We start from the raw sequence: 20,614 nt of genomic DNA on the forward strand, positions 1-20,614 counted from the left end.
CTAACATTCACTTAATTGAGCTATTTTATTTTTCCCGAGTCGAAAGGCTCTGTTGGAGCGTTGGTAATGAAGAAAATCGGATTGTTGGTGTTAATCGCTATTTTGGCTGCGGGGTTTTTCTATTTTGATCTGCACCAGTTATTAACATTGCAGGGTTTGAAGTCCGGCCTCGCTCAGTTTGAAACATGGCGGGCTGAAAGCCCTCTGCTCGTCGGTGGCGCATTTTTGATTTTGTATGTCATTGTAACTGCCTTGTCTTTACCCGGTGCTGTGATTATGACTCTGGCGGCGGGTGCATTGTTTGATTTAGGTTGGGGTCTGCTTATCGTTTCTTTTGCTAGTAGCATTGGTGCGACCTTGGCGTTTCTTGTTTCGCGTTATTTGCTTCAAGACATGGTGCAAAAGCGCTTTGGTGATCGTCTTAAAGCGATCAATGAAGGCGTTGAAAAAGAAGGCGCGTTTTATTTGTTTACGCTTCGTCTTGTTCCTATTTTCCCTTTCTTTTTAATCAATTTGTTGATGGGACTGACGACTATTCGTGCAGTGACATTTTATTGGGTCAGCCAAGTTGGTATGTTGGCGGGCACGTTTGTTTTCGTTAATGCGGGTACGCAATTGGGACAGTTAGAAAGTTTATCCGGTATTTTATCGCCTTCCTTGCTGTTGTCTTTTATTTTGTTAGGCGTATTCCCTTTGATTGCTAAAAAATTATTGAATGTTATTAAAGCGCGTCGTGTGTACGCGGGTTTTACTAAGCCAAAAACATTTGACCGTAATCTGATTGTTATTGGTGGAGGTGCTGGCGGTTTAGTAAGTGCTTACATTGCAGCGGCGGTAAAAGCCAAAGTGACGCTAATCGAAGCCAATAAAATGGGTGGCGATTGCCTCAACTATGGTTGTATCCCAAGTAAGGCTTTGATCAAGAGTGCGAAAGTAGCGCAGCAAATGCGTCATGCTGAACACTATGGTTTAGACAGCAGTGAGCCGACCTTTTCGTTCAAAAAAGTCATGGCGCGTGTTCATGATGTGATTAGTAAAATAGAGCCTCATGATAGTGTCGAGCGCTATACGAACCTTGGTGTAGACGTTGTACAAGGTTACGCTCAATTAATTGATCCTTGGACAGTAGAAATTAAGCTAAACGATGGTGGCACTCAGTGTTTGACAGCGCGGAGTATTGTTCTGGCGACGGGCGCGCGTCCCTTTGTCCCTGATTTACCGGGTTTGAATGACGTGGGTTATTACACCAGTGATAACTTGTGGGAAGAATTTGCTAAGTTTGATGAAGCGCCAAAACGTCTTGTCGTATTAGGTGGTGGCCCAATCGGTTCTGAATTGGCGCAAAGCTTTGCTCGTTTAGGTTCTAAGGTGACTCAGGTTGAACGTGCAACGCGAATTATGGCGAGAGAAGACGAAGAAGTGTCTGAACTTGTTCAAAAAAGTATGAGATCCGATGGCGTCACGATCCTGACGTCTCATAATGCGATTCGTTGTGAAAAAGAAGGGGATGTTAAGCGCTTGATCGTTGAAAAAGACGGGGTTGAAAGCGAGATTGAATTTGATGCGCTACTTTGTGCTGTTGGTCGTCAAGCACGTCTTGAAGGGTACGGTTTAGAAAACTTAGGCATTGAAACCAAGCGTACTATCGTCACCAACGATTACCTTGAAACCTTGTTTCCGAACATATTTGCGGTAGGCGATGTGGTGGGTCCTTATCAATTCACTCACGTTGCCGCTCATCAAGCTTGGTTTGCAGCGGTGAATGCGTTGTTTGGTACATTCAAAAAATTCCGTGCAGATTACCGAGTGATTCCATGGGCGACCTTTGTTGATCCTGAAGTGGCTCGCGTTGGCTTAAGTGAACAAGATGCGAAAGAGCAAGGCATCGCTTATGAAATGGTTCGTTACGGTCTTGATGACCTAGATCGCGCCATTGCAGAAAGCGCGACGAAAGGCTTTGTGAAAGTCTTAACCGTGCCGGGGAAAGATAAAATCTTGGGCGTTACCATTGTGGGAGAACATTCTGGCGAGTTATTGGCTGAGTTTGTTTTAGCAATGAAACACGGCTTAGGTTTGAATAAAATCTTAGGCACGATTCATACCTACCCAACATGGGCGGAATCCAATAAATACGCAGCAGGCGAGTGGAAACGCGCTCATACACCAGAGCGCATATTGGCTTGGGTCGAAAAATACCATACATGGCGTCGAGGTTAAGTGGATGAAAAAGTGGCTGATTATCTTGTTCGCTGTTATTGGACTGCAAAGTGCGGTGGCCAATGCTGAAAACGCCTTTGATCACTCATTAGAGGCATTTTTGGTGAATTATGCTGAGAATCTGAACTTGACAGCGGAAGTGATTGCGAAAGTAAAAAGCAAAGATTTAAGCATCAAATTCTTAAGCTACGATTGGAATCTAAATAAGATATTGTAAATCGGTTTAAATAGAGCAGCAAAAAAAGCTCATATAGGTTGTACAATACTGCGCCTTAAAGAAGGGCAGTATTGTACATACGTAGGGCTTTTTTATTACTTAGCTATTTTTAATTTATTCTCTGGCCAAGAAAGTAAAATGCAAGAAACGACAATAATGGCACCACCTAAAATCGTTAACCAATCTGGGATTTCACTCCAAAAAATCACCCCCCACAAAATGTTAAATGCTAAGCCAATATACCGTGTAACGGCAACGATACCTGCATTTTCATGTGTAAAGGCCTTGGTTAAGAAAATTTGTCCCAATAGGGAAACCACACCAATAGCCATTAAGTACATCCAAGCTATTCCCTGCGGCATAACAAACTCATCTTTCATCAGAATGGCCGAGATAACTGTCGCGGTAGCCAAAAAGTAAAATATAATCTCATACGTGTGGTGGCTTTTACTTAAATGCCGAATGGTTACCGACGCACTTGCGGCAAATACCGCACTCGCAATACCTGCAATGGCATACACATTAAATGCACTGTAGCCAAAGGGATCCACCACCATTCCAACTCCGACTAAAATCATAGGCAGTAAAATTTTGGCCTTGGTTGGCAAGCGCTCTCCAAAAAGAAAATTAGAAAGAATAATCACGAAGAAAGGTGATAAATAAGCCAAAATAGCGGCATCAGCCAATGGTATATGAGCAATGGTATATACAAATGCCAACAGATAGAGCGCTCCAAATATCCCCCTAAGGACTAATAAAGGCACGCCTTGGTTTGAGAATGTTACCCGAGCTTGAAACATTAAAAAAAGCACCAAAACGGTTCCAATAATACTACGGAAGAAAACGATCTCCGCACTTGGAATAGTTAAACTTGCCGCTTTAATAAGAGCATTCATCACGCTAAAAACTAATGCCGACGCGATAGCTAGAAAAACCCCTTTATTCATTATGGTTCCTTAGGTTACGGTTCGTCATGGAAATATTATAATCAAGTGAATTCAAAATGATGTCGACAACGTGCTGGGATGACTGCCTTAAATTATTGATAAGTTTATTGTTTAGATTGTTTTTTTCTAAACGAAAGTTTGTTTCAAACCATGTTTCAAACCGAAAAATGAATTCTGAAATTGCCATAACAGAAATTTGCAAAGCCTTGGCTAGAAAATAAAAGACATACATGGCTTTCATGTCCTCTAACGGCACCCTGGGTAATGTGAATACATCACCATGATAAGATGCCTTGGGAAATGCTACCGCAGAGAAATCAAAATAACGGCCAGCGTCATCAGGTTCTGAAAATGGATCGACCAAAATAGATGCATAACGTACGTACAGCAAATATTCCTGCTTATTAGTCGGATATTTTTCAAAATTTTCAATATCGAAACGCCCAATACTTTCCTCTAAAACAGGATAATTATCATCGTTAAGAAACTTTAATAAGTTGATCGGCTCTGCATTTAGCCTTATCACAATTTTTGAGATTTCCTTCCATAATTGCACCATTTCTTTCATCGCAGTTGGTGTGATTGGGCCTTCGGGAAAAAGTTTATACATATACTTCGGCGGGCCTGTTTTCTTTAATATTTGCTCTAAAGAAAATGGGTTAACGAACAAAGGAGGATGGACATAAGCCGTAATACTCCTCGCCTCCACACTAAAGCAATCAGCCATAGTAATCACATCGATATCAACTGAATTCAACATATCAACTAATACACCCATTACATGTGAAGAGCGTTTTTGATCAACTAAATTAGATGCTGATATGTAAATTCGTTTCTTACGAGCTTTGGTTATGACATTAATCCGGCTGCTTATCCATTTGTCACTCACATCTTTCAGTACTGTATTCTTATCATTGAATACCGTGCTCTTTGTCGCAGCAAAATAAGTCGAAAAACTCAATACTTCAATATTGCGATTGGTGCATTGAAACTGATGTTTAACAATTAGATGCGAGCCAAATGAAGGTGACAGTAAAATAACACGCTTAATCTTATCGAGCTGCTGCAATGGAATTTGCTTTAACACATGCTGATAGCAGTCGGCGGGTACACAAAGCACTATGGTATCCCACTGATTATCAATGTGCGTTAATTGTTCATAACATTGATCAAAATGAGCAGTGCCCGCCAGTGATGATAATGCTGGCTTAGTTGATCTCACGCTAACTTGATTAAGTTGTTTATATTGTTGAAGAAAGTCGGACCAATGATCCGAACAACGACTAGCAATACCGAGCCGTTGTGTCCAGCCACGAGCAAAAATCACAGCCATTTGAACAGCGGCGGGGCCGGCACCAATGAGTAACGTATTACCTAGAGCCTCTCTATTTTTTTGATCTTTTTGACTACTACCAATTTGGGAGGAAGAGGTTTGAGCTGCAGATATTAAATTATCCATGTCAGCATTTCTCCATCATAACCACTTCGTACACGGCATGTTGATTTTCAAGCGATATATTACGCCAACCAAGAGATAAATTCGGGTTGAATGGGTAATTGAATGCCGATTTTATGCCATTACCAAACCGCACTAGAATACAGGTATTTTCAGATATTAGAGGCCGAAGCTGCGCCAATGCTTCCCATTTATGTTCAACAAGAGATGCTATGATTACATGAGTTGGTGTATAACGCTTTAGAACCTCATTAAGCGGTTCATGAGTAAAGGAAACCTTTCGGTTCATATTACTAAGGCTCAATGCCAGTTGTACGGCTTTTTCATCAATATCGACCCCCAACACATTGGCACCTGTCAATTGAGAAATAGTGATGACTGATAGTGGATACGAACCCGAACCAATAAACAGAACTTTGGAGCCCTGATGTATTTTTGCTTCTTTCAGCTCTGCCGACGCGCTGATACTCAGCCTCTCTAAATACTGAGTCATGTCTAAAGTGTGTGATTTCGCACACTCTGACTGATGCTTTTCCAACCGGCATAAAGCATGAACCGCAGTTTCTCTTAACTTCTTTAACTGTCTATCTACTTCTCCACAACCTAAATGACGCTGCCATGTATCTTGATGGCTAGGATCGCAGATAAAATCGCACAATTGATCTAAACATTCTTGAACGAGGAGATAGCATTCGCAGCTTTCTAAGCTGTATCGAGATAAAGATGCAAGCTGCGCTTCAAAGGAGGTAATCTCCGTAAGGAGTTGATATTTAGCAATTAACATAAGTTCCGTCTCACATTTTTTTGGACAATCTAACTAGGTAATCTTGCGATCCTGATTATAAGATGGAGTAGGCCGAGTAGGCGTAACGTGCCAATGACCTTGGTTGCAACATCCTACATCAACTTCCACTTGATACACTTGCTCAAGTAAATCTGGTCTGAGCACGAGCTTCGGTTCACCAGAGGCAACTACGCTGCCATTGTTAAGCAATAAAAGCTGATCGCTATAGCGTGCAGCTAAGGATAAATCATGCAAAACAGCCACTGTTACAGCACCACTGTCGCTAGTATATTGTTTGGCGAGATCTAAAACTTGAACTTGATGACGTAAATCTAAAGCGCTTGTTGGCTCATCGAGCAACAGTATTTTAGGTTTAGATATCAGTGCTTGAGCCATAGCAACCATTTGCTGCTGACCACCGCTTAATGCACTGAATCGCTGTGTTGACATTGCCAGAAGACCTAAGGATTTCAGCATGTTTTCTGCGAGTAATTGCTGCTCTTCATTTACCCGCCATGTTAGTTGACTCACTAATCCCAGTAGTACCATTTCAATTACAGTTAACTGACTAGGCGATTTATTTAACTGACATAAATAAGAAAAGCGACTCACAGGAATAGATTCAGACCCGCTACGGGTAACAACAGTGCCTTTATAAGGAATTATTCCCATCATAGCTTTCAATAAAGTGGTTTTGCCTGTTCCATTTGGCCCCAAGATGGCCGTAAATTGTCCACCTTTAAAGTTAGCAGATAGATTAGACAGGATAGGTTTTCCTCCTAACGACACCGATAGCTCTTCAACACAAAGGTTATTCATTATGCGAACCTCTTACTAACGAGTAAATAAAGAAGAAAAGGTACACCTACTAATGATGTGACAATACCAATAGGAATAATGGTTCCGGGCACTACTAATTTAGAGACCAGAGAGGCAAGCGCTAAAACAAGTGCTCCCATCATGGTTGCCATGGGTAAGTAAAATCGTTGATCTTCCCCTACCAACATGCGGGATAAATGTGGTGCCACCAATCCAATAAAGCCGATCGTTCCGACAAAAGACACTGCTCCGGCAGTTAACAAGGAACAAAGAAAAAACATGCGTAGTCTGAGTTTTTCAGTTCGAATTCCCAAACTCTGAGCTCGCTCATCTCCTGCCGATAATGCCGTCAACGCCCATATTTGTGGTGCAACATAAACGAGTGAAAAGATTAAAATGACACCGGCTACCCAAACGGATGTCCAACTGGCTTTCAACAAACTACCAAATAGCCAAAAAACAATTTGCTGTAAGACTTCTGGAGACGCCATGTACTGAACAAGAGATTGCAATGCTTGGAAGAAAAAAAGCACGACTATACCCGCAAGGATAAGTACCTTCGGATCCATATTTCGCCCTTTTCCAATAAAGAAAATAGCTAAAGTAGACAGCGCAGAGGTAATAAAAGCCGACACTGGGATACCTAACCAAGCGTGCCCAAAAATGGTGAGGCCAGACAGCATAGCTACTGCAGCACCAAACCCAGCGGCGGCAGAAACACCTAAGGTATATGGGCTTGCTAACGGGTTCGCCAGCAAGGTTTGCATTAGTCCACCTGCAAGGCCTAAAGATGCGCCAACCACTAAACATGTAAGTGTTAATGGCAGCCGTAGCTGCCAAATAATAGTAGAGTGAAGAGAGTCTCCACTAGGCCCAAGCCACAAGGTATTTAACACATCGCTGACGTTCATCCATGAAGCCCCAACACCAAGATCGGCCATGATAATTAAGATTAATGCAACAGCCGTCAAAGAAATAAAGCGTAATCGTGATCGATTTAATTCAGCATAAATCCTTTTCGGTTTTGGGCTTTCTGGAATGGCGTTCTCAACAACCGTTTTCATTAACCATCAACCCGAATCATAAATGTACCTTCTAGTTTCTGAGGCATAAACTGTTCAAAAAATGCTTGGTGAGTTTTCTTAGGATCAATGTCGTTGAATGCTTCAGGGTAAATAGATTTAGCCAGAAACTGTAAGAAGACATGGTCATAAATAGTTCGTGTACCAGGATGGTACATTCCATAAAAATCATGACTTTTTATTGCACTAAGGTTATTCCAGCCTTGGCGACTCAGGTACGGTATATAGCTAGCTTGGGCTTGCTTTTCCGTCGTGCCAAATCCTAATAATGCACTGTTGTCATACTTAGACCAATGAGCGCCAGACACAAAGATCACTTCTGGATCTTGGCTTAATACATATTCAGGTGTTAAATGGGCAGAGCCTTCAAACTTTCCTGTTGCGATATTATCAGCCCCAGCGAGGTCTAGTAACTTACCCCACATAGCGGTAGAGTAACTCTTCCCATATTCCTCAGCACCACCGGTACCAATTTCAACATACACACGTCGAGCGCGTTTTTTTGTTAGATAGTCAGTAACACGGCGTTGAACGTCCATAACGGTTGCTTCATATTCATTCGCTATTTTCTCTGCTCTCTTATCTGTGCCCATTACTTTACCGATCACACGAGTGCTTGCTAAATGTTTATCGACAGTTTGAGCATTGAAATCAACGACAACCACTTTAATGCCAGCACGCTCTAACAAATCAACTTTGTCACCAAGTGATTTATATTGCCAATCTGCCAATAATGCGACATCCGGTTTAATAGTTAGTAATTTCTCAAAATTAAATGTTCCTGTATAAATTGAACCAGAATCTTCTATCGTACTCAATTCAGGTATGATTTTTGTGTACATTGCCCATTGAGATTGACGAAAATCTTTCCAAGAGTCTTTAGGAAAAATAGCTACTTTGCTATAAGCGTCCGGTCCAGCAATGGCAAGAAAATCCTCAAAATAAAAACCAAGAAAAATACGTTCAGCAGATTTTTCTAAAGTGATATTTCTACCAATTACATCTTTAAATTCAATATTTGCTTGAGCCGATGTCGCTAGAAACGCACATATCATTGCAATGGATAAGAATAACTTGTTCAGTCCTTTCATCATTTCACTCCGAAATAAATGTTATAACATAACGATTTTAATGTATAAGCGTGACAATATCCTGACTGAGAATGAATATCAATGCTTATGTTGAAATATGAATCTTAGGTTCATGAGCGAAAATTGCTTATGAAATGGTTCGTTATAGCCTTGATGACTTAGATCGCGCCATTGCAGAAAGCGCGACGAAAGGCTTTGTGAAAGTCTTGACCGTGCCGGGGAAAGATAAAATCTTGGGCGTTACCATTGTGGGAGAGCATTCTGGCGAGTTATTGGCTGAGTTTGTTTTAGCGATGAAACACGGCCTAGGTTTGAATAAAATCTTAGGCACGATTCATACTTATCCGACATGGGCGGAATCCAATAAATACGCAGCAGGCGAGTGGAAACGCGCTCATACACCAGAGCGCATATTAGCTTGGGTTGAAAAATACCACACATGGCGTCGAGGTTAAGTGGAGGAAAAGGTTGGGGGTTAAGCCATTTCATTATTGAGCGGTGGTTTTACTATCACGGCGCCGAGTCTTTGTTCTGATTCAACCCTTCTATGTGCATCCGCTGCTTGCTCATATGAATACGTCTTGTCGACAATGGATTTGATTGTCCCTTCTTCAATCATCTTTTTAAGAGTGAGTAGCTCTTCCTCTTTTTCTCCAGCAAAAATAAACGTTGCCTTTTTGTCAGTAAATTTAGATGTCATGATCGATCTTAGCATGTCAGATAGGCGAGGGTTGGCGAGTAAATAACGTCCATTGGGTTTGAGCATGTTAACCCATGCAGAATAAGAGCTTGTCGCGACTATATTAAAAATCACGTCAAAGGTTTGACCACTTTCTGTGACGTCTTCTTTGGTATAGTCAAAAAAATTGTCTGCTCCGATACTGCGCAGCATTTTTTCTTTAATGCCGGTATCGACTACAGTCACCTTGGCCCCCATTGCCTTAGCTATTTGCACTCCAAAAATACCAATACTGCCACCTGCTCCATTTATTAATAGGCTTTCACCTTTTTGAATATTTGCTTTTCGCAAAAAATGAAGCGCATTTAAACCACCTAATGGTAAGGCCGCCGCTTCTTCAAAACTCAAATTAGTCGGTTTCGTAATGATAGTGTAGCTAGCAGGTAGGCATATAAATTCGGCATGTGCGCCCAACCGTAGATTAGATACCCCAAAAACGTTGTCACCAATGTTAAATTTCGATACTTCTTTTCCAAAGGACTCTATTTCTCCTGAAAAATACCCGCCTAATACTTGGTTCTTCGGCTTTGAAATTCCCAAAATAAGTCGAAGAGGTAGCCAAAACCATTTTACTGGAAAGTGAAAGCTTCTCATTTCACAATCAGCTTTTGTTACTTCTGCAGCATGGACCTTAATTAAAACTTCATTGTCTTTTGGTATCGGTTTTTTAATGTCTCTTACTGTTAGTACATTCGGTGTCCCATACTTTTCATAAATAATGGCTTTCATGTGTGTCCTCAATATTCACTCTGTTTTTTTTGACTAAATTTCGACTGTTGACGGCGACACTCCCTAGAGGGGGAATTGAAGCCCCAATACGCCTATTAATAATGGAATAGGCGACGTGGCTATTATCAGTGAAAATAGAAATGTTAGTGGCGATAATTTTTTATAGTAGCCGTAACTCATTGCTATGCCTCCACCACCTCCTAAGACAATATTACCCGGCATATTTAAAAGAATGATCAACGCAAATATAGGCGAGTAATTTGATAGTTTGTGTGTGGTTTCTGAAACAATGATGTTGCTAAGTTTATTATTTAAAAGGCGGTTGCCTTTTATTCCTCCTCCAAATAAAAAAGCGATGAACAGGCCTACGACCGTTGCTACATATGCAAATATAACGCCTTTCACTCCGAATATAATCATGACAGCAAGGCCCACTTCGATACCAGGGAAGTATGGAACGGCTAAAAGAATGGCATAGATGATGGAAGCCAACACCAAAATCAATGTAGCATTCAAAAATTCACTGGCATTCAATAAACTTACTACATCCGTCTCTGTAACTGTAAACTGGTACAGTAATGCGAGAGAAACAAGACAACACTTTATCGCTATGTTGAACCACGAAAAGGTATTTTTCACTGGAGTATGTTTTGTGGCGGTTTGTTTTTCTTTGCAATCAAAAATAAACTATTGCTACTAGCTTGCCATTGATAATCAATAGTGAAACCTGATGAAATATGAGCGTCAATAAGAGCCTGACTACTGAAGAATCTCAGCGATGGGAAAATACCTAGCCAATACATTACTGGCCAAACAGACTTTAAAACAACATAGAAACCCGTTAAGCAAACGGTGCTGCTGACAAAAATACCGCCAGGCTTAAGTAATTCATAGGCTTTATCTATTGTAGATTGTTTATCGTCAACCAAGTGGAGCACGCTATGCGCCATGACAACATCATAATGATTTTTTTCTTTTGATAGACTTTCAATGTCTTTGCACTCAAAAAAAACATTCTCAATAGACAGTGATTTCGCTTTTTCTTTGCATATCTCAATCATAGTTTCAGAAAAGTCTAGAGCATGGATACGCTGTACAAAAGGCGCGTGTATTAGGGCTGTCGTCCCTGTGCCACAACCAATTTCTAAAACCTCCATTTCAGGCTGAAGATAATTCTGAGTAATTTGTAATTTCTTTTCATATGAGGCTTGATCAGCAACTGGACTTTTTGCATATTTATTAGCAACTTTATTCCAGAACTTTATTTTTCTATTCATAACACTCTCCATAATAAGAACTCATTGTAGGTATGCACATACATAAATAAAATAGCTAAATTTGCGTATATGGATTGCATTTATGCATGGATAAAATAATGAACGGTTGACGTGATATGTGTAGATAAGGTGCTTTACAAAAGGTGCGCGTGACAGAGCCGCTATCGCTATTTGAGCTGTCACTATAAAGGTGCATATCGGTATATAAAATAGTAGGATTTGCGTAACTGAAATGCGTTTATGCATAGATCAGATGGAAAGGTATTAGAGAAATGGATTGGAAATCGATTAAATTTGATTGGAATCATGCAAGGGCATTTTTTGTAACGGCGGAGGAAGGTTCTCTTTCAGCGGCAGCCAGAGCATTGCAAACCACTCAATCTACCCTTAGTCGACAAGTATCAGCTCTAGAACAAGAAATTGGCGTGACACTTTTTGAGCGGGTAGGCAGAGGTTTAGTCATTACTCCAAGTGGCCTGGAGCTGATTGAATATGTTAAAGAAATGAGCGAAGCGGCAAATAAATTTTCTTTAGCCGCATCTGGAAGATCAAATCAAGTGGAAGGGTCGGTCTGCATTTCGGCAACTGAGGCTTTTGCTGTCTTTTTACTGCCGCCGTTATTAAAAAAATTACGTGAACAAGAGCCAGGAATTTCGATTGAACTTGTTGCTTCTGATGTGTCGAGTGATTTGAGACGACGTGAGGCTGATATTGCTATACGGCATTATCAACCAAATCATTCTGACTTAATTGCCAGAAAGCTTCAAAACGGTAAGGCTTTTCTTTATGCGAGCCCTGATTATCTTCATAGTATTGGTCACCCGAAAACGTGCTCTGAATTAGAAAAAGCCGACTTTATTGGCTTTGCCAACAATGACGCGTATGTGAAGGGAATGAGTGAGATCGGATTGTCACTCAATTCGAAAAATTTCCCCTACACAACAGCAAACCACATGGCACACTGGGCTCTTGTTAAAGAGGGCGCCGGTATTGGTGTGATGTTTGAGTATATTGGCGAAAGAGAGCCAAAGGTTTGTAAGGTTTCTGACCAAATTTCGCCTTTTATCGCTGAAACTTGGGTTGTTACTCATCGGGAGTTACGAACAAATCTTAGAATAAGGCGGGTTTACGATTTTTTAATGGAAGAATTAACCAACATTTTCAAGCCTACATAAAGCGTGGCAATATCTAGTCGTTAACCTCTACTTTATCCTCATACCATATCGAGTCAGAAGCCTTTTGTTACCTTTTTACTATGGCGTTTACGATCAGGTGGGCTTGATTCTTTCTCGCTCTCAAAATGGACGAGCAACATTACTATCCCCGTAACGCTCTCGTCATTAAACAACAGAGTTTAAATCACTTGTTTCATGTGTGATGAAGAACTTATTTTTCTATGGGAGAAAGGTTCTTCATCATCTCCCAAAATAGGTTTGCCTGATAGCTTTGAGTTTGATGACGCAAACGAATCATAAAAATCGGCAGTTGGTTTTGTGAGGTAAAGTTTTCAACGTCTATTGGCACCAACTGACCATTTTCCAGTTCGGACTGAATAATGTGTTTGGGCATTCGCGCCCATCCAAGGCCATGCATCAGCATGGTTTTTTTTGTCTGAAAATCATTTACGTACCAGCGCTTTCCCGTTGGTAAAATGTAGCGATGGCCGTTTTCGGTGGAATTCGCAGTGGTGTTGGTGACCAAAATTTGCGGAATGCCATAAAGCGATTGTTGTTTTACTTTGTTACCGTTGATGCTGAGTGTATCGAGCAACTCTGGGCTCACCACCGTCACCATAGTGATCTTGTTTAACTCAATAAAGGCGTGTCGATCATCTAAACCATATCGTGGCCCAATGGCAATCTCACACTGATTCTTGGTGAGCGCTTCTTGTACGCCGTATAAGTGGTCTGTTGTGATGTCCAAAGACGTGTCTGGGTACTGTTTCTGAAAGGCTTTGATGCGCATCATACTGTTGTCATCGACCGCCATCTGACTTAAGCAAAGGTGCAGCGGCGCTTCTGTGCCTTTGGCCAAATCATGACCAAGGTTTTCCAGCTGTTGCGCTTGAGAAATCAGTTTTTTACTTTGTTGAAAAAACGCATGGCCTTCTGCGGTTAACGTTGGGCGATAGCTGTCTCGGTCAAATAATAAAATCCCGTATTGTGCTTCCAATGTTTTGACGGCGGCACTGATGCCCGGCTGAGTTTTGTGTATTGCATCCGCCGCAGAGCGAAAACTTCCTGTTTCGACAACCGCGATAAAGGCTCTGAGTTGATCGAGTTTCATAATGACACCACACGATAATTAAATATGATCGTTTTAATAATAAAACGAGATTATTTATTGTTCATTATTTGCCGTATTATTGCACGCATAAACGAACAGATTGGTTGTTCCATTGTCGTTATCAATCAATAAGGAGGAATAAGTGGATTTGTCATTGGCTGTGTTGTTTTTGGCGGGTTTGATTACCGGCTTTTCAAAATTTTCAGTCGGCGGTATGGGATTGCTGGTGTTGCCGATAGTGATGATCGCGTTTCCTGGCCCTGAGGCGCTGGGCGTCTTGTTGCCGCTTTATATCATTACCGATTTAATGGCGATTGCCAGTTATAAAAGCAAAATTGATTGGTCTGTTTTAGCGCGATTTCTTCCCTTGGCTTTTTTGGGAGTATTTGTAGGAAGTTACTTTTTGGCCAATGTCGACGCCGATCAATTTCTGACCTTCCTCGGCGTTACCATTCTTGCAATGATTGGGTTGGGGCTTTATCTCGACTTTCGTCCCGCTGCGTTTATGCGTAAGCCTTGGGCGGCCTATTCAATAGGGTTCTTTGGCGGCGTGATTAGTATGATCGCCAATGCCGCGGGGCCAATTTTTAGCTTATTTTTACTAGAGCAAAAATTGGAGAAAGCCTCGTATGTCAGCACTCGGGCATGGTCATTTTTCATTATTAATCTGGTGAAATTGCCTTTTTACATCGGCCTCGGTTTATTGTCGGTCGAGAGTACCGAAGCCAGCTTATACGCGATTCCAGGGCTGATCATTGGCTCGTTTATTGGTTTTCATTTCTTGAAGAAAGTGAACCCAATCCAGTTCAAATGGATGATCCGTATTATGTCGGCCCTGGCGGCGTTTAAGCTGTTTCTGTTTTCTTAACGTGATTATTTCCCCAGTTTAGACAGCATCTCAGGTCGCATGAATTTATGAATAATTACCATGAACAAGATAGAAGGCACGAGCAAAATCAAGGCGGTAATAGACGCAATTTGATAATTGCCTTCCATACTGGCGGTATAAAGTAAAAGTGGCAGAGTGCTGATGTTTGGGGCCCCGACAAAGAAAGTGCCCGTGAATTCATCTAATGATTCTAAGAAGACAAAAATGCAGCTCGCCACAAGACCCGGAGCCGCTTGAGGGAGAACGATATGGAAGAAGGTATAAAAAGGTCCAGCGCCTAAGTTTCGAGACGCACGCTCTAACATAGGATCTGTTGAGCTGAACGCCGCCACACTGATCCAAATCGAAAACATCAATCCATGCACGCTGTGTACTAATATCACGCCCAACAAAGTACCGTTCAGTCCGAAGTCGTAAAAAAGACGGGCAATGTTCATGTATACAGTGAGATTTGGAAACGCCTGTGGAATCAAAAACAACAGCATCCAAAAGACTCGAAATGGCATGCTCTGTTTTGACAGCGCATAACCCGCTGGTACAGAAACCAACAAGCAAACGAGGACGGTTAAAACCGCAATCAATAAGCTGGTGAGCAAGGAGCTGGACACGTCGCTGTAAGGGTTAAAAACTTGATGCCAATACTTGAACCCCCATTGCGTTGGCAATGAGTGCGGGAAGTACCAAGTTTCTGTCACTGTCCAAATTAATAGGTTGACGATTGGGCCAAACAGAACCAAGGCGAGCAGTAATATAAACAAGCTTTGTAGCCAGAAATTCAGACGCAAAGAGCGGACTCTCAAACGGTCAAATAGACTTGAGTTTCGTGTAGTGCTCATCAAACAGCTCCTTTTTCTTTTAGGTTCTGACGAAGGTAAAACCAAGCCAAGCCAGCACAAATGGCATACGACACCAAACCAAGCGCATTCGCGACGTGATAATCGCCATAGGAATTAATTCGAAACGCCATGTCTGCGGTCATCATGGTCGGAGAACCTGTGCCAATCATTAGAGGAACCGACAGCACGGACATAATAGTGACGGTGGATAACACCATGGCCACACCGATGCTGGGCGTAATTTGTGGCAAGATAATTTGAAATAAAATGCGAAAACGAGACGCGCCTAAATTACGGGCGGCACGTATTTGTGAATCGTCCAACGCCGCCATCGCACCAGAGATTAACAAAGTAGAAAAAGCCATTTGCTTCCAAACAAACGTAATAATAATGCCCGTCCAACCAAGGAAGGACACGGTTTCCATTGGTGTTAACAAGCCCGCTTCAATAAAGGCGTTATTCATCAGACCATTCTTGGCTAAAAAAGTCCGCATCATTTGTGCGGTGACAATGAAGGGAATAAACAAAGGCAAGCGATAAAGAAAACCCAGCAAGCCGACTAAAACACGGAACGGCGACAGGGTAATTAGCGCCGCAATGGAAATCGATAAAACCGCTAAAATTGACACCGAAATCAGCACAATGAAAACGGTAAAGAGCATGTCTTTTGAATACAATTCAAAGGCTTTATGTAGATGAATTAATGTAAAGCCACCTTGGTCCGTAGTCACGGCTGAATAGAGCGAGAAACACAAAGGGTATAAAAAGAAGATACCGACCATGAGTGCAGCGGGTGCGACCAGCCAAAGGTTATGAGATGTCGTTTGACGCATATTTCTTTTTTCCAATAACGAACACGGGATAAAATCGCCCTGAGCAAAATAACTCAGGGCGTTAGTCGAGTGATGAATGCACTCAATGGCTCAACTAGATACTCAATAACCTAGTTAGAAACGTTACGTTCGTAACCTTCTTTGATGTCGTCAAAATAAGGTCCGATTGGGAAACTCTTACCGTATTTTGCTAAATCGCTTGGTGTGATTTCGGCAAAAAGCTTTTCCCATGTTGCGCTGTCTAGCTTGCTCTTCACTTGTTCAGCATCAATGCCTGGGTACCAGTTAAAGCGTTTTACAATGCCTTCGGCCTGTATTTCTGGGCTTGTTGCTAGTTCGATAAATTCACGAGCAAGCTCTGGGTGTGCGGCTTTTGTTGGCGTCACGTAGTACATAGGTTGGCCAGGCATGCCTGGGGCGATCAAAGATAATTTCATTGATGGTGGGATTTTGCCCTGCTCTTTCCAGCTGTAGAACATATCCACCCAAACAGGCCCCATGAAAATTTCGCCACGATTTAACATATCCAATGTGCCAGCGTTGCCTGGTGTAAAGGTGATGTTCTTGTTGAAATCTTTAAGGTCTGCGAAGGCTTTGTCCCATGATGCAGCGACATTTTTGTCATAAGGCGCGCTGGAAAGCGTGTCTGCTTTGGTGCCGTAGGCATAAATCCAACCGGTTACAAAACTCACGCCTGACATGCCATTTTTAATGCCGTTGTAGCCAAAGGACTTTGGATGTTTTTGCGTCCATGTGACGAGTTCGTCATAAGACGTTGGTGGGTTGGTCACGAAATCACTGTTGTAAGCGATGGCGGTTTGGCTATGAAACATCGGCATGACATAGCCTTCTACGTTTACGCCAAGCGCATTTATAGCACTGTCACGAGTGACCATTTTACCTGTTTTGATGTCTGTTCGATATTTTGAAAGCAGACCACCTTCCACCATCTCGCCACCAATCTTTTGGTGAACAACAGCAACATCAATGTCCCAAGAATCCAAGCCGCTGCTGTTTTGTGCTGACAGCTTTTCTTTGATTTTATGAGAACCTGCATCGCCAGGGCCTGTGCCTACGACATTCACTTTTACGCCTGGATGTGACGCCTCAAATTTTGGGGCGAGGTACGTTTTTACGTAGTCGACCATATTTTGACCGCCGGCAGAAACCACATTTAATGTGGTCTGTGCGTGTGCAAAACCTGAAAATTGGGTAAGACCAATGGCGGCAAGTACAGCTATCTTCGTTTTATAGAACATGGTTTATCCTCATTAATTTGACTGAAATGGCATGGTTGTTTGAAACACTGAATGCTCAACGTCTTGGGCGTAAATATGCAGTGCATCGGGTAGGACACGTAAAGTCACGGGAGTCTGTTCAGACAGGTTTTGATCGTGTTCTGCCTGTATTGTGTGCTTCCCGCAGCGCACACTAATTCGATAATTATTGCCAAAAAAAGCACTTTGCTCGACGACACCTTTGATGATTAATCCATCGTTGCTTAAGTCATTTTCGGGATTTTGTTGAGTTGAGAGTGAAACGTTTTCACTACGAAAATACACACTTGAGGGTTTGCTTGGATTATCTAGCTGACCGCTAAGGTTTAAAGCGAAAGCGTCGTCCGATAATGGCCAATCGATGTGATTGTCTGCGCCCATAAAGTCGGCTACAAAAGGCGTGCTGGGGTGATGGTAAATTTCTTCTGGTGTCCCAATCTGTTCGATTCGACCTTGGTTTAATACCGCAATGCGATCTGCCATGACTAAGGCTTCTTCTTGGTCATGGGTGACGATCAGCGAAGTAAAACCAAGTTGTTTCTGCAACGCTTTGATCTCGTGGCGTACGCTCAACCTGACTTTGGCGTCTAGGTTGGAAAGCGGCTCATCAAGCACCAATACATCGGGGCGAATCGCCAACGCTCGCGCTAAGGCGACACGTTGACGCTGTCCGCCAGACAGCGCGGTGACTTTTTCGTTTTCTAATCCGTTAAGCTTTACGATGTCCAACAGTTCCGCCACGCGAACGTCTATCTCCGCGCGTTTTATCTTTTTCACTTTTAGGCCATAGGCAATATTTTGTGACACTGTCATGTGAGGCCATAGTGCGTAGCTTTGAAAAACCATGGTGATGTTGCGTTTTTCAGCAGGTAATTGAGAGATAGCACGCTGACCGGAGAAAATCTCACCGTGACTGACGGGAACAAAACCACACAGCGCATTCAACAACGTGGTTTTTCCACAGCCGGATGGGCCAAGTAAGGCAATCATTTCACCTTGCTCGACGTTCAAGTTGATGTTGTTCAAGATCAACTTATTACCGTAGCCCGCTTGTAGATTTTCTATTTGTAAGTGCGCCATGCCTTGCTCCAAGTGCAATAAAACGTTTGCCGGAGATCTTTTTTCACTTTTTTTCATGAAATGAACACGTGTTCATCGTTCTGTAAAAAAAATGCAATCTATAACCGACATGATGGGTGCCTACTTTGTCGGATCTTTATGACAATTTAATTAAACTAAAAAGACATCTTGGTGAGACAGTATGAAAATTGACGTAATTGGTTGTGGCAGCGCGTTCTCTCAACGCAACAATACCTCTTCCATTAGGATCATCGACTCACAGCAAAACCAATGGCTCATCGACTGTGGACCGACGGTGCCAAGAGCTATTTGGCAACGTGATATTGGTGTGAATGACATACAGGTAATTTATTTTACGCACATTCATCCTGATCACAGTTCTGGGTTAGCAGCGCTGATTAACCAATGGAAAAGCTTTCAACGCACTGAGCCGCTGACCATTTTTTGCCAAACGGAACAAAGAAAGCCATTGGAAGCGCTGGTGGCATTAGCGGTTTGGCCTGAAACAGAGGTGTGTTTCGAGATTCATTGGCAGGATATTCATGATGCTTTTGAGTGGAAGCATTGGCAGATTCGCACCGCCAATACACAACATGAAATGGCCAATCGAGCGATTCGAATTGAGATTGACCAGCAAACAGTATTTTTTAGCGGCGACGGACGACCAACGGCCGCCAGCCAAGCATTAATGCTTGGTGCGGATATCGCTTTTCAAGAATGTGCGTCTTTTGATGCTTTGCCAGCAGACTCTTCTCATGGCGATTTACCCGACTGTGAACGATTACTAGCAGAAACGAGCGTCAAGGCGCTGGGGATTTATCATTGCTTTGATGCCGCGATTCCTAGTCTGCTTGGCGCCGTTCGGCATACGCCGAACTTATTTGTCAGCCAAGACGGTTTGGTTGTTGATTTGGACGATGATAATTATGTTCAGTGCACGCTGGATGCTACCTCAGTCGGTTTTATTCCGATGGGCTCCGTTTCAACAGAAAAGGAATAGAAAATTGACGAATACTCGAAAAAGAGGCTCAGTCACGGCGGAAGATGTCGCGAAACTCGCCGGTGTCTCGCGCGCTGCCGTGTCTCGTACATTCAGTAATAACGGCAGCGTCGCGCGCGAGACGCGCGAAAAAATAGTAAAAGCCGCCAATGAACTCGGCTACCAAGTGAATTTTTTGGCGCAAGGATTAAACCGTAAACGCAGTCAGTTAATCGGCGTTGTGGTCGCGCGCTTAAGCGATCCTTTTCGCAGTAGTTTGTTAGAAGGCTTATTGAGCGAAATCCAACGAAAGGGTTATCAAGCGCTGGTAACGGAGGTGCGGGATGATGACGAATTAGAAATGACCATTCGACGTTTTACGCAATTTCGAGTGTCTGGGGTCATTGTCACATCGGGGCAGCCGCCAGCGAATTTAGTCAAAGAGTGCGTTCAACACAATATTCCAGTCGTTGGCATTAATCGTCATATGGACATTCCCGACGTGGATTTTGTTTGTTCGGATAACCACATGGCGGCGGTGCTCGTATCGGAGCAATTGATTCGCTCTGGTTGTTCTCGTGTGGGCTGGTTGAACTATGAAAATTCGACGTGGTCTGGCATTAATCGAGGCGACCTGTTTCGTCGTATCATGATGGAAGAAAATGCGTTTGATGAGGCTGATTTTGTTGAAATAACCGCGCAAATCGATGGTTACGAAGGTGGTAGAGACGCCGCTCATGTTTTTTGTAAGCAAGGACAACGTGTTGATGGTATTTTTTGCGCCAACGCTCAACTTGCGTGCGGTTTTTTAGATGGCATGCGTGAAAATGGCTTTGATGCGCCAAACGATTTTCACATTATTGGTTTTGATAATACGCTTCAAACGACGCAATACAGCTACCGATTAACAACGATTCATCAAGACGTACAGCAAACCGCACAGCGGGTTTTGACTTGCTTGGAAGCACGAGGACAAGATCCACATATTCGTCAGCGTTTCGAAGAAATCCCCGTGAAATTAATGATTAGAAACACATCGCCAGATGTGGGTTCAATGAATAAAAGGATGCCATAGA

Annotated in this window: 20 protein-coding genes and 1 pseudogene; 7 read left to right on the forward strand and 14 right to left on the reverse strand. The window is 42.6% G+C overall.

Annotated elements, in window-relative coordinates; all coding sequences use genetic code 11:
- Positions 1–66: 66 nt before the first annotated feature.
- Together M3I01_RS18195 and M3I01_RS18200 are read left to right on the forward strand one after the other, a co-directional pair.
- A complete protein-coding gene (locus M3I01_RS18195) occupies positions 67–2,217 on the forward strand; it encodes an FAD-dependent oxidoreductase (protein WP_255897382.1) in 2,151 nt (716 codons plus the stop codon).
- Positions 2,218–2,221: 4 nt separating this feature from the next.
- Entirely contained in the window at positions 2,222–2,434 is a 213-nt protein-coding gene (locus tag M3I01_RS18200) for a hypothetical protein (RefSeq protein ID WP_255897383.1), read from the forward strand.
- Positions 2,435–2,529: 95 nt separating this feature from the next.
- Here the strand turns inward: M3I01_RS18200 and M3I01_RS18205 are convergent, their stop codons facing one another.
- From M3I01_RS18205 to M3I01_RS18230, 6 genes are read right to left on the reverse strand one after another with little or no spacing between them, the layout of a single operon-like run.
- Complete coding sequence (locus tag M3I01_RS18205) at positions 2,530–3,381, reverse strand: DMT family transporter (RefSeq protein ID WP_255897384.1); 852 nt, start codon at positions 3,379–3,381, stop codon at positions 2,530–2,532.
- Positions 3,374–4,840, reverse strand: coding sequence for an opine metallophore biosynthesis dehydrogenase (locus M3I01_RS18210; RefSeq protein ID WP_255897385.1), 1,467 nt, complete (start codon positions 4,838–4,840; stop codon positions 3,374–3,376). The genes M3I01_RS18205 and M3I01_RS18210 overlap by 8 nt, the downstream gene beginning before the upstream one ends.
- Position 4,841: 1 nt before the next feature.
- A complete protein-coding gene (locus tag M3I01_RS18215) occupies positions 4,842–5,621 on the reverse strand; it encodes a nicotianamine synthase family protein (RefSeq protein ID WP_255897386.1) in 780 nt (259 codons plus the stop codon).
- 33 nt (positions 5,622–5,654) lie between these two features.
- Positions 5,655–6,440 carry an ABC transporter ATP-binding protein gene (locus M3I01_RS18220; RefSeq protein ID WP_255897387.1) on the reverse strand — a complete coding sequence of 262 codons (786 nt, stop codon included), beginning with the start codon at positions 6,438–6,440 and terminating at the stop codon, positions 5,655–5,657.
- Positions 6,440–7,504 (reverse strand): FecCD family ABC transporter permease, encoded by a 1,065-nt coding sequence (locus tag M3I01_RS18225; protein WP_255897388.1) that lies wholly within the window; start codon positions 7,502–7,504, stop codon positions 6,440–6,442. Before M3I01_RS18225 ends, M3I01_RS18220 begins: the two co-directional genes overlap by 1 nt.
- A complete protein-coding gene (locus M3I01_RS18230; protein ID WP_255897389.1) occupies positions 7,504–8,616 on the reverse strand; it encodes an ABC transporter substrate-binding protein in 1,113 nt (370 codons plus the stop codon). The genes M3I01_RS18225 and M3I01_RS18230 overlap by 1 nt, the downstream gene beginning before the upstream one ends.
- Positions 8,617–8,735: 119 nt before the next feature.
- Here M3I01_RS18230 and M3I01_RS18235 point away from each other — a divergent pair.
- Positions 8,736–9,068 (forward strand): annotated as a pseudogene (locus tag M3I01_RS18235) (pyridine nucleotide-disulfide oxidoreductase); the annotation flags it as partial.
- A 20-nt stretch (positions 9,069–9,088) separates the two neighbouring features.
- Here the strand turns inward: M3I01_RS18235 and M3I01_RS18240 are convergent.
- The 3 genes from M3I01_RS18240 to M3I01_RS18250 form a co-directional block, all read right to left on the reverse strand.
- Positions 9,089–10,081, reverse strand: coding sequence for an NAD(P)-dependent alcohol dehydrogenase (locus M3I01_RS18240; protein WP_255897390.1), 993 nt, complete (start codon positions 10,079–10,081; stop codon positions 9,089–9,091).
- Positions 10,082–10,144: 63 nt separating this feature from the next.
- Positions 10,145–10,615 carry a hypothetical protein gene (locus M3I01_RS18245; RefSeq protein WP_255897391.1) on the reverse strand — a complete coding sequence of 157 codons (471 nt, stop codon included), beginning with the start codon at positions 10,613–10,615 and terminating at the stop codon, positions 10,145–10,147.
- Positions 10,616–10,716: 101 nt separating this feature from the next.
- A complete protein-coding gene (locus M3I01_RS18250; protein ID WP_255897392.1) occupies positions 10,717–11,358 on the reverse strand; it encodes a class I SAM-dependent methyltransferase in 642 nt (213 codons plus the stop codon).
- Between the two features lie 272 nt (positions 11,359–11,630).
- Here M3I01_RS18250 and M3I01_RS18255 point away from each other — a divergent pair, with 272 nt between their 5' ends.
- Positions 11,631–12,533 carry a LysR family transcriptional regulator gene (locus M3I01_RS18255; RefSeq protein ID WP_255897393.1) on the forward strand — a complete coding sequence of 301 codons (903 nt, stop codon included), beginning with the start codon at positions 11,631–11,633 and terminating at the stop codon, positions 12,531–12,533.
- A gap of 211 nt (positions 12,534–12,744) precedes the next feature.
- Here M3I01_RS18255 and M3I01_RS18260 read toward each other — a convergent pair whose 3' ends face one another.
- Positions 12,745–13,644: a LysR family transcriptional regulator gene (locus M3I01_RS18260; RefSeq protein ID WP_255897394.1), complete on the reverse strand. Its 900-nt coding sequence runs from the start codon at positions 13,642–13,644 to the stop codon at positions 12,745–12,747.
- 142 nt (positions 13,645–13,786) lie between these two features.
- Between M3I01_RS18260 and M3I01_RS18265 the strand changes: the two genes are divergently transcribed.
- Entirely contained in the window at positions 13,787–14,512 is a 726-nt protein-coding gene (locus M3I01_RS18265; protein WP_255897395.1) for a sulfite exporter TauE/SafE family protein, read from the forward strand.
- 5 nt (positions 14,513–14,517) lie between these two features.
- On the opposite strand, the gene M3I01_RS18270 is transcribed toward M3I01_RS18265, so the two are convergent.
- The 4 genes from M3I01_RS18270 to M3I01_RS18285 all read right to left on the reverse strand — a co-directional run bounded on the left by M3I01_RS18270 (position 14,518) and on the right by M3I01_RS18285 (position 18,559).
- Complete coding sequence (locus M3I01_RS18270; protein WP_275565241.1) at positions 14,518–15,369, reverse strand: ABC transporter permease; 852 nt, start codon at positions 15,367–15,369, stop codon at positions 14,518–14,520.
- Positions 15,369–16,202 (reverse strand): ABC transporter permease, encoded by an 834-nt coding sequence (locus M3I01_RS18275; protein ID WP_255897398.1) that lies wholly within the window; start codon positions 16,200–16,202, stop codon positions 15,369–15,371. The genes M3I01_RS18270 and M3I01_RS18275 overlap by 1 nt, the downstream gene beginning before the upstream one ends.
- A 110-nt stretch (positions 16,203–16,312) precedes the next feature.
- Positions 16,313–17,461, reverse strand: coding sequence for an ABC transporter substrate-binding protein (locus M3I01_RS18280; RefSeq protein ID WP_176334069.1), 1,149 nt, complete (start codon positions 17,459–17,461; stop codon positions 16,313–16,315).
- Between the two features lie 12 nt (positions 17,462–17,473).
- Positions 17,474–18,559, reverse strand: a complete 1,086-nt coding sequence (locus tag M3I01_RS18285) for an ABC transporter ATP-binding protein (RefSeq protein WP_255897399.1) — start codon at positions 18,557–18,559, stop codon at positions 17,474–17,476.
- A 181-nt stretch (positions 18,560–18,740) separates the two neighbouring features.
- On the opposite strand from M3I01_RS18285, the gene M3I01_RS18290 reads away from it, so the two are divergent.
- Complete coding sequence (locus tag M3I01_RS18290) at positions 18,741–19,559, forward strand: MBL fold metallo-hydrolase (RefSeq protein WP_255897400.1); 819 nt, start codon at positions 18,741–18,743, stop codon at positions 19,557–19,559.
- Between the two features lie 4 nt (positions 19,560–19,563).
- The gene (locus tag M3I01_RS18295; protein WP_255897403.1) at positions 19,564–20,613 is read left to right on the forward strand and encodes a LacI family DNA-binding transcriptional regulator; all 1,050 of its coding nucleotides are present in this window, start codon (positions 19,564–19,566) and stop codon (positions 20,611–20,613) included.
- Position 20,614 lies beyond the last annotated feature (1 nt).

The organism is Marinomonas maritima, assembly GCF_024435075.2.
GTDB lineage: Bacteria > Pseudomonadota > Gammaproteobacteria > Pseudomonadales > Marinomonadaceae > Marinomonas > Marinomonas maritima.

Coding starts and splice junctions, on each gene's coding strand:
- M3I01_RS18195 (WP_255897382.1), top strand. CDS start 67: ATGAAGAAAATCGGATTGTTGGTGTTAATCGCTATTTTGGCTGCGGGG.
- M3I01_RS18260 (WP_255897394.1), bottom strand. CDS start 13,644: ATGAAACTCGATCAACTCAGAGCCTTTATCGCGGTTGTCGAAACAGGA.
- M3I01_RS18215 (WP_255897386.1), bottom strand. CDS start 5,621: ATGTTAATTGCTAAATATCAACTCCTTACGGAGATTACCTCCTTTGAA.
- M3I01_RS18200 (WP_255897383.1), top strand. CDS start 2,222: ATGAAAAAGTGGCTGATTATCTTGTTCGCTGTTATTGGACTGCAAAGT.
- M3I01_RS18270 (WP_275565241.1), bottom strand. CDS start 15,369: ATGAGCACTACACGAAACTCAAGTCTATTTGACCGTTTGAGAGTCCGC.
- M3I01_RS18250 (WP_255897392.1), bottom strand. CDS start 11,358: ATGAATAGAAAAATAAAGTTCTGGAATAAAGTTGCTAATAAATATGCA.
- M3I01_RS18230 (WP_255897389.1), bottom strand. CDS start 8,616: ATGATGAAAGGACTGAACAAGTTATTCTTATCCATTGCAATGATATGT.
- M3I01_RS18210 (WP_255897385.1), bottom strand. CDS start 4,840: ATGGATAATTTAATATCTGCAGCTCAAACCTCTTCCTCCCAAATTGGT.
- M3I01_RS18275 (WP_255897398.1), bottom strand. CDS start 16,202: ATGCGTCAAACGACATCTCATAACCTTTGGCTGGTCGCACCCGCTGCA.
- M3I01_RS18225 (WP_255897388.1), bottom strand. CDS start 7,504: ATGAAAACGGTTGTTGAGAACGCCATTCCAGAAAGCCCAAAACCGAAA.
- M3I01_RS18255 (WP_255897393.1), top strand. CDS start 11,631: ATGGATTGGAAATCGATTAAATTTGATTGGAATCATGCAAGGGCATTT.
- M3I01_RS18220 (WP_255897387.1), bottom strand. CDS start 6,440: ATGAATAACCTTTGTGTTGAAGAGCTATCGGTGTCGTTAGGAGGAAAA.
- M3I01_RS18280 (WP_176334069.1), bottom strand. CDS start 17,461: ATGTTCTATAAAACGAAGATAGCTGTACTTGCCGCCATTGGTCTTACC.
- M3I01_RS18290 (WP_255897400.1), top strand. CDS start 18,741: ATGAAAATTGACGTAATTGGTTGTGGCAGCGCGTTCTCTCAACGCAAC.
- M3I01_RS18205 (WP_255897384.1), bottom strand. CDS start 3,381: ATGAATAAAGGGGTTTTTCTAGCTATCGCGTCGGCATTAGTTTTTAGC.
- M3I01_RS18285 (WP_255897399.1), bottom strand. CDS start 18,559: ATGGCGCACTTACAAATAGAAAATCTACAAGCGGGCTACGGTAATAAG.
- M3I01_RS18240 (WP_255897390.1), bottom strand. CDS start 10,081: ATGAAAGCCATTATTTATGAAAAGTATGGGACACCGAATGTACTAACA.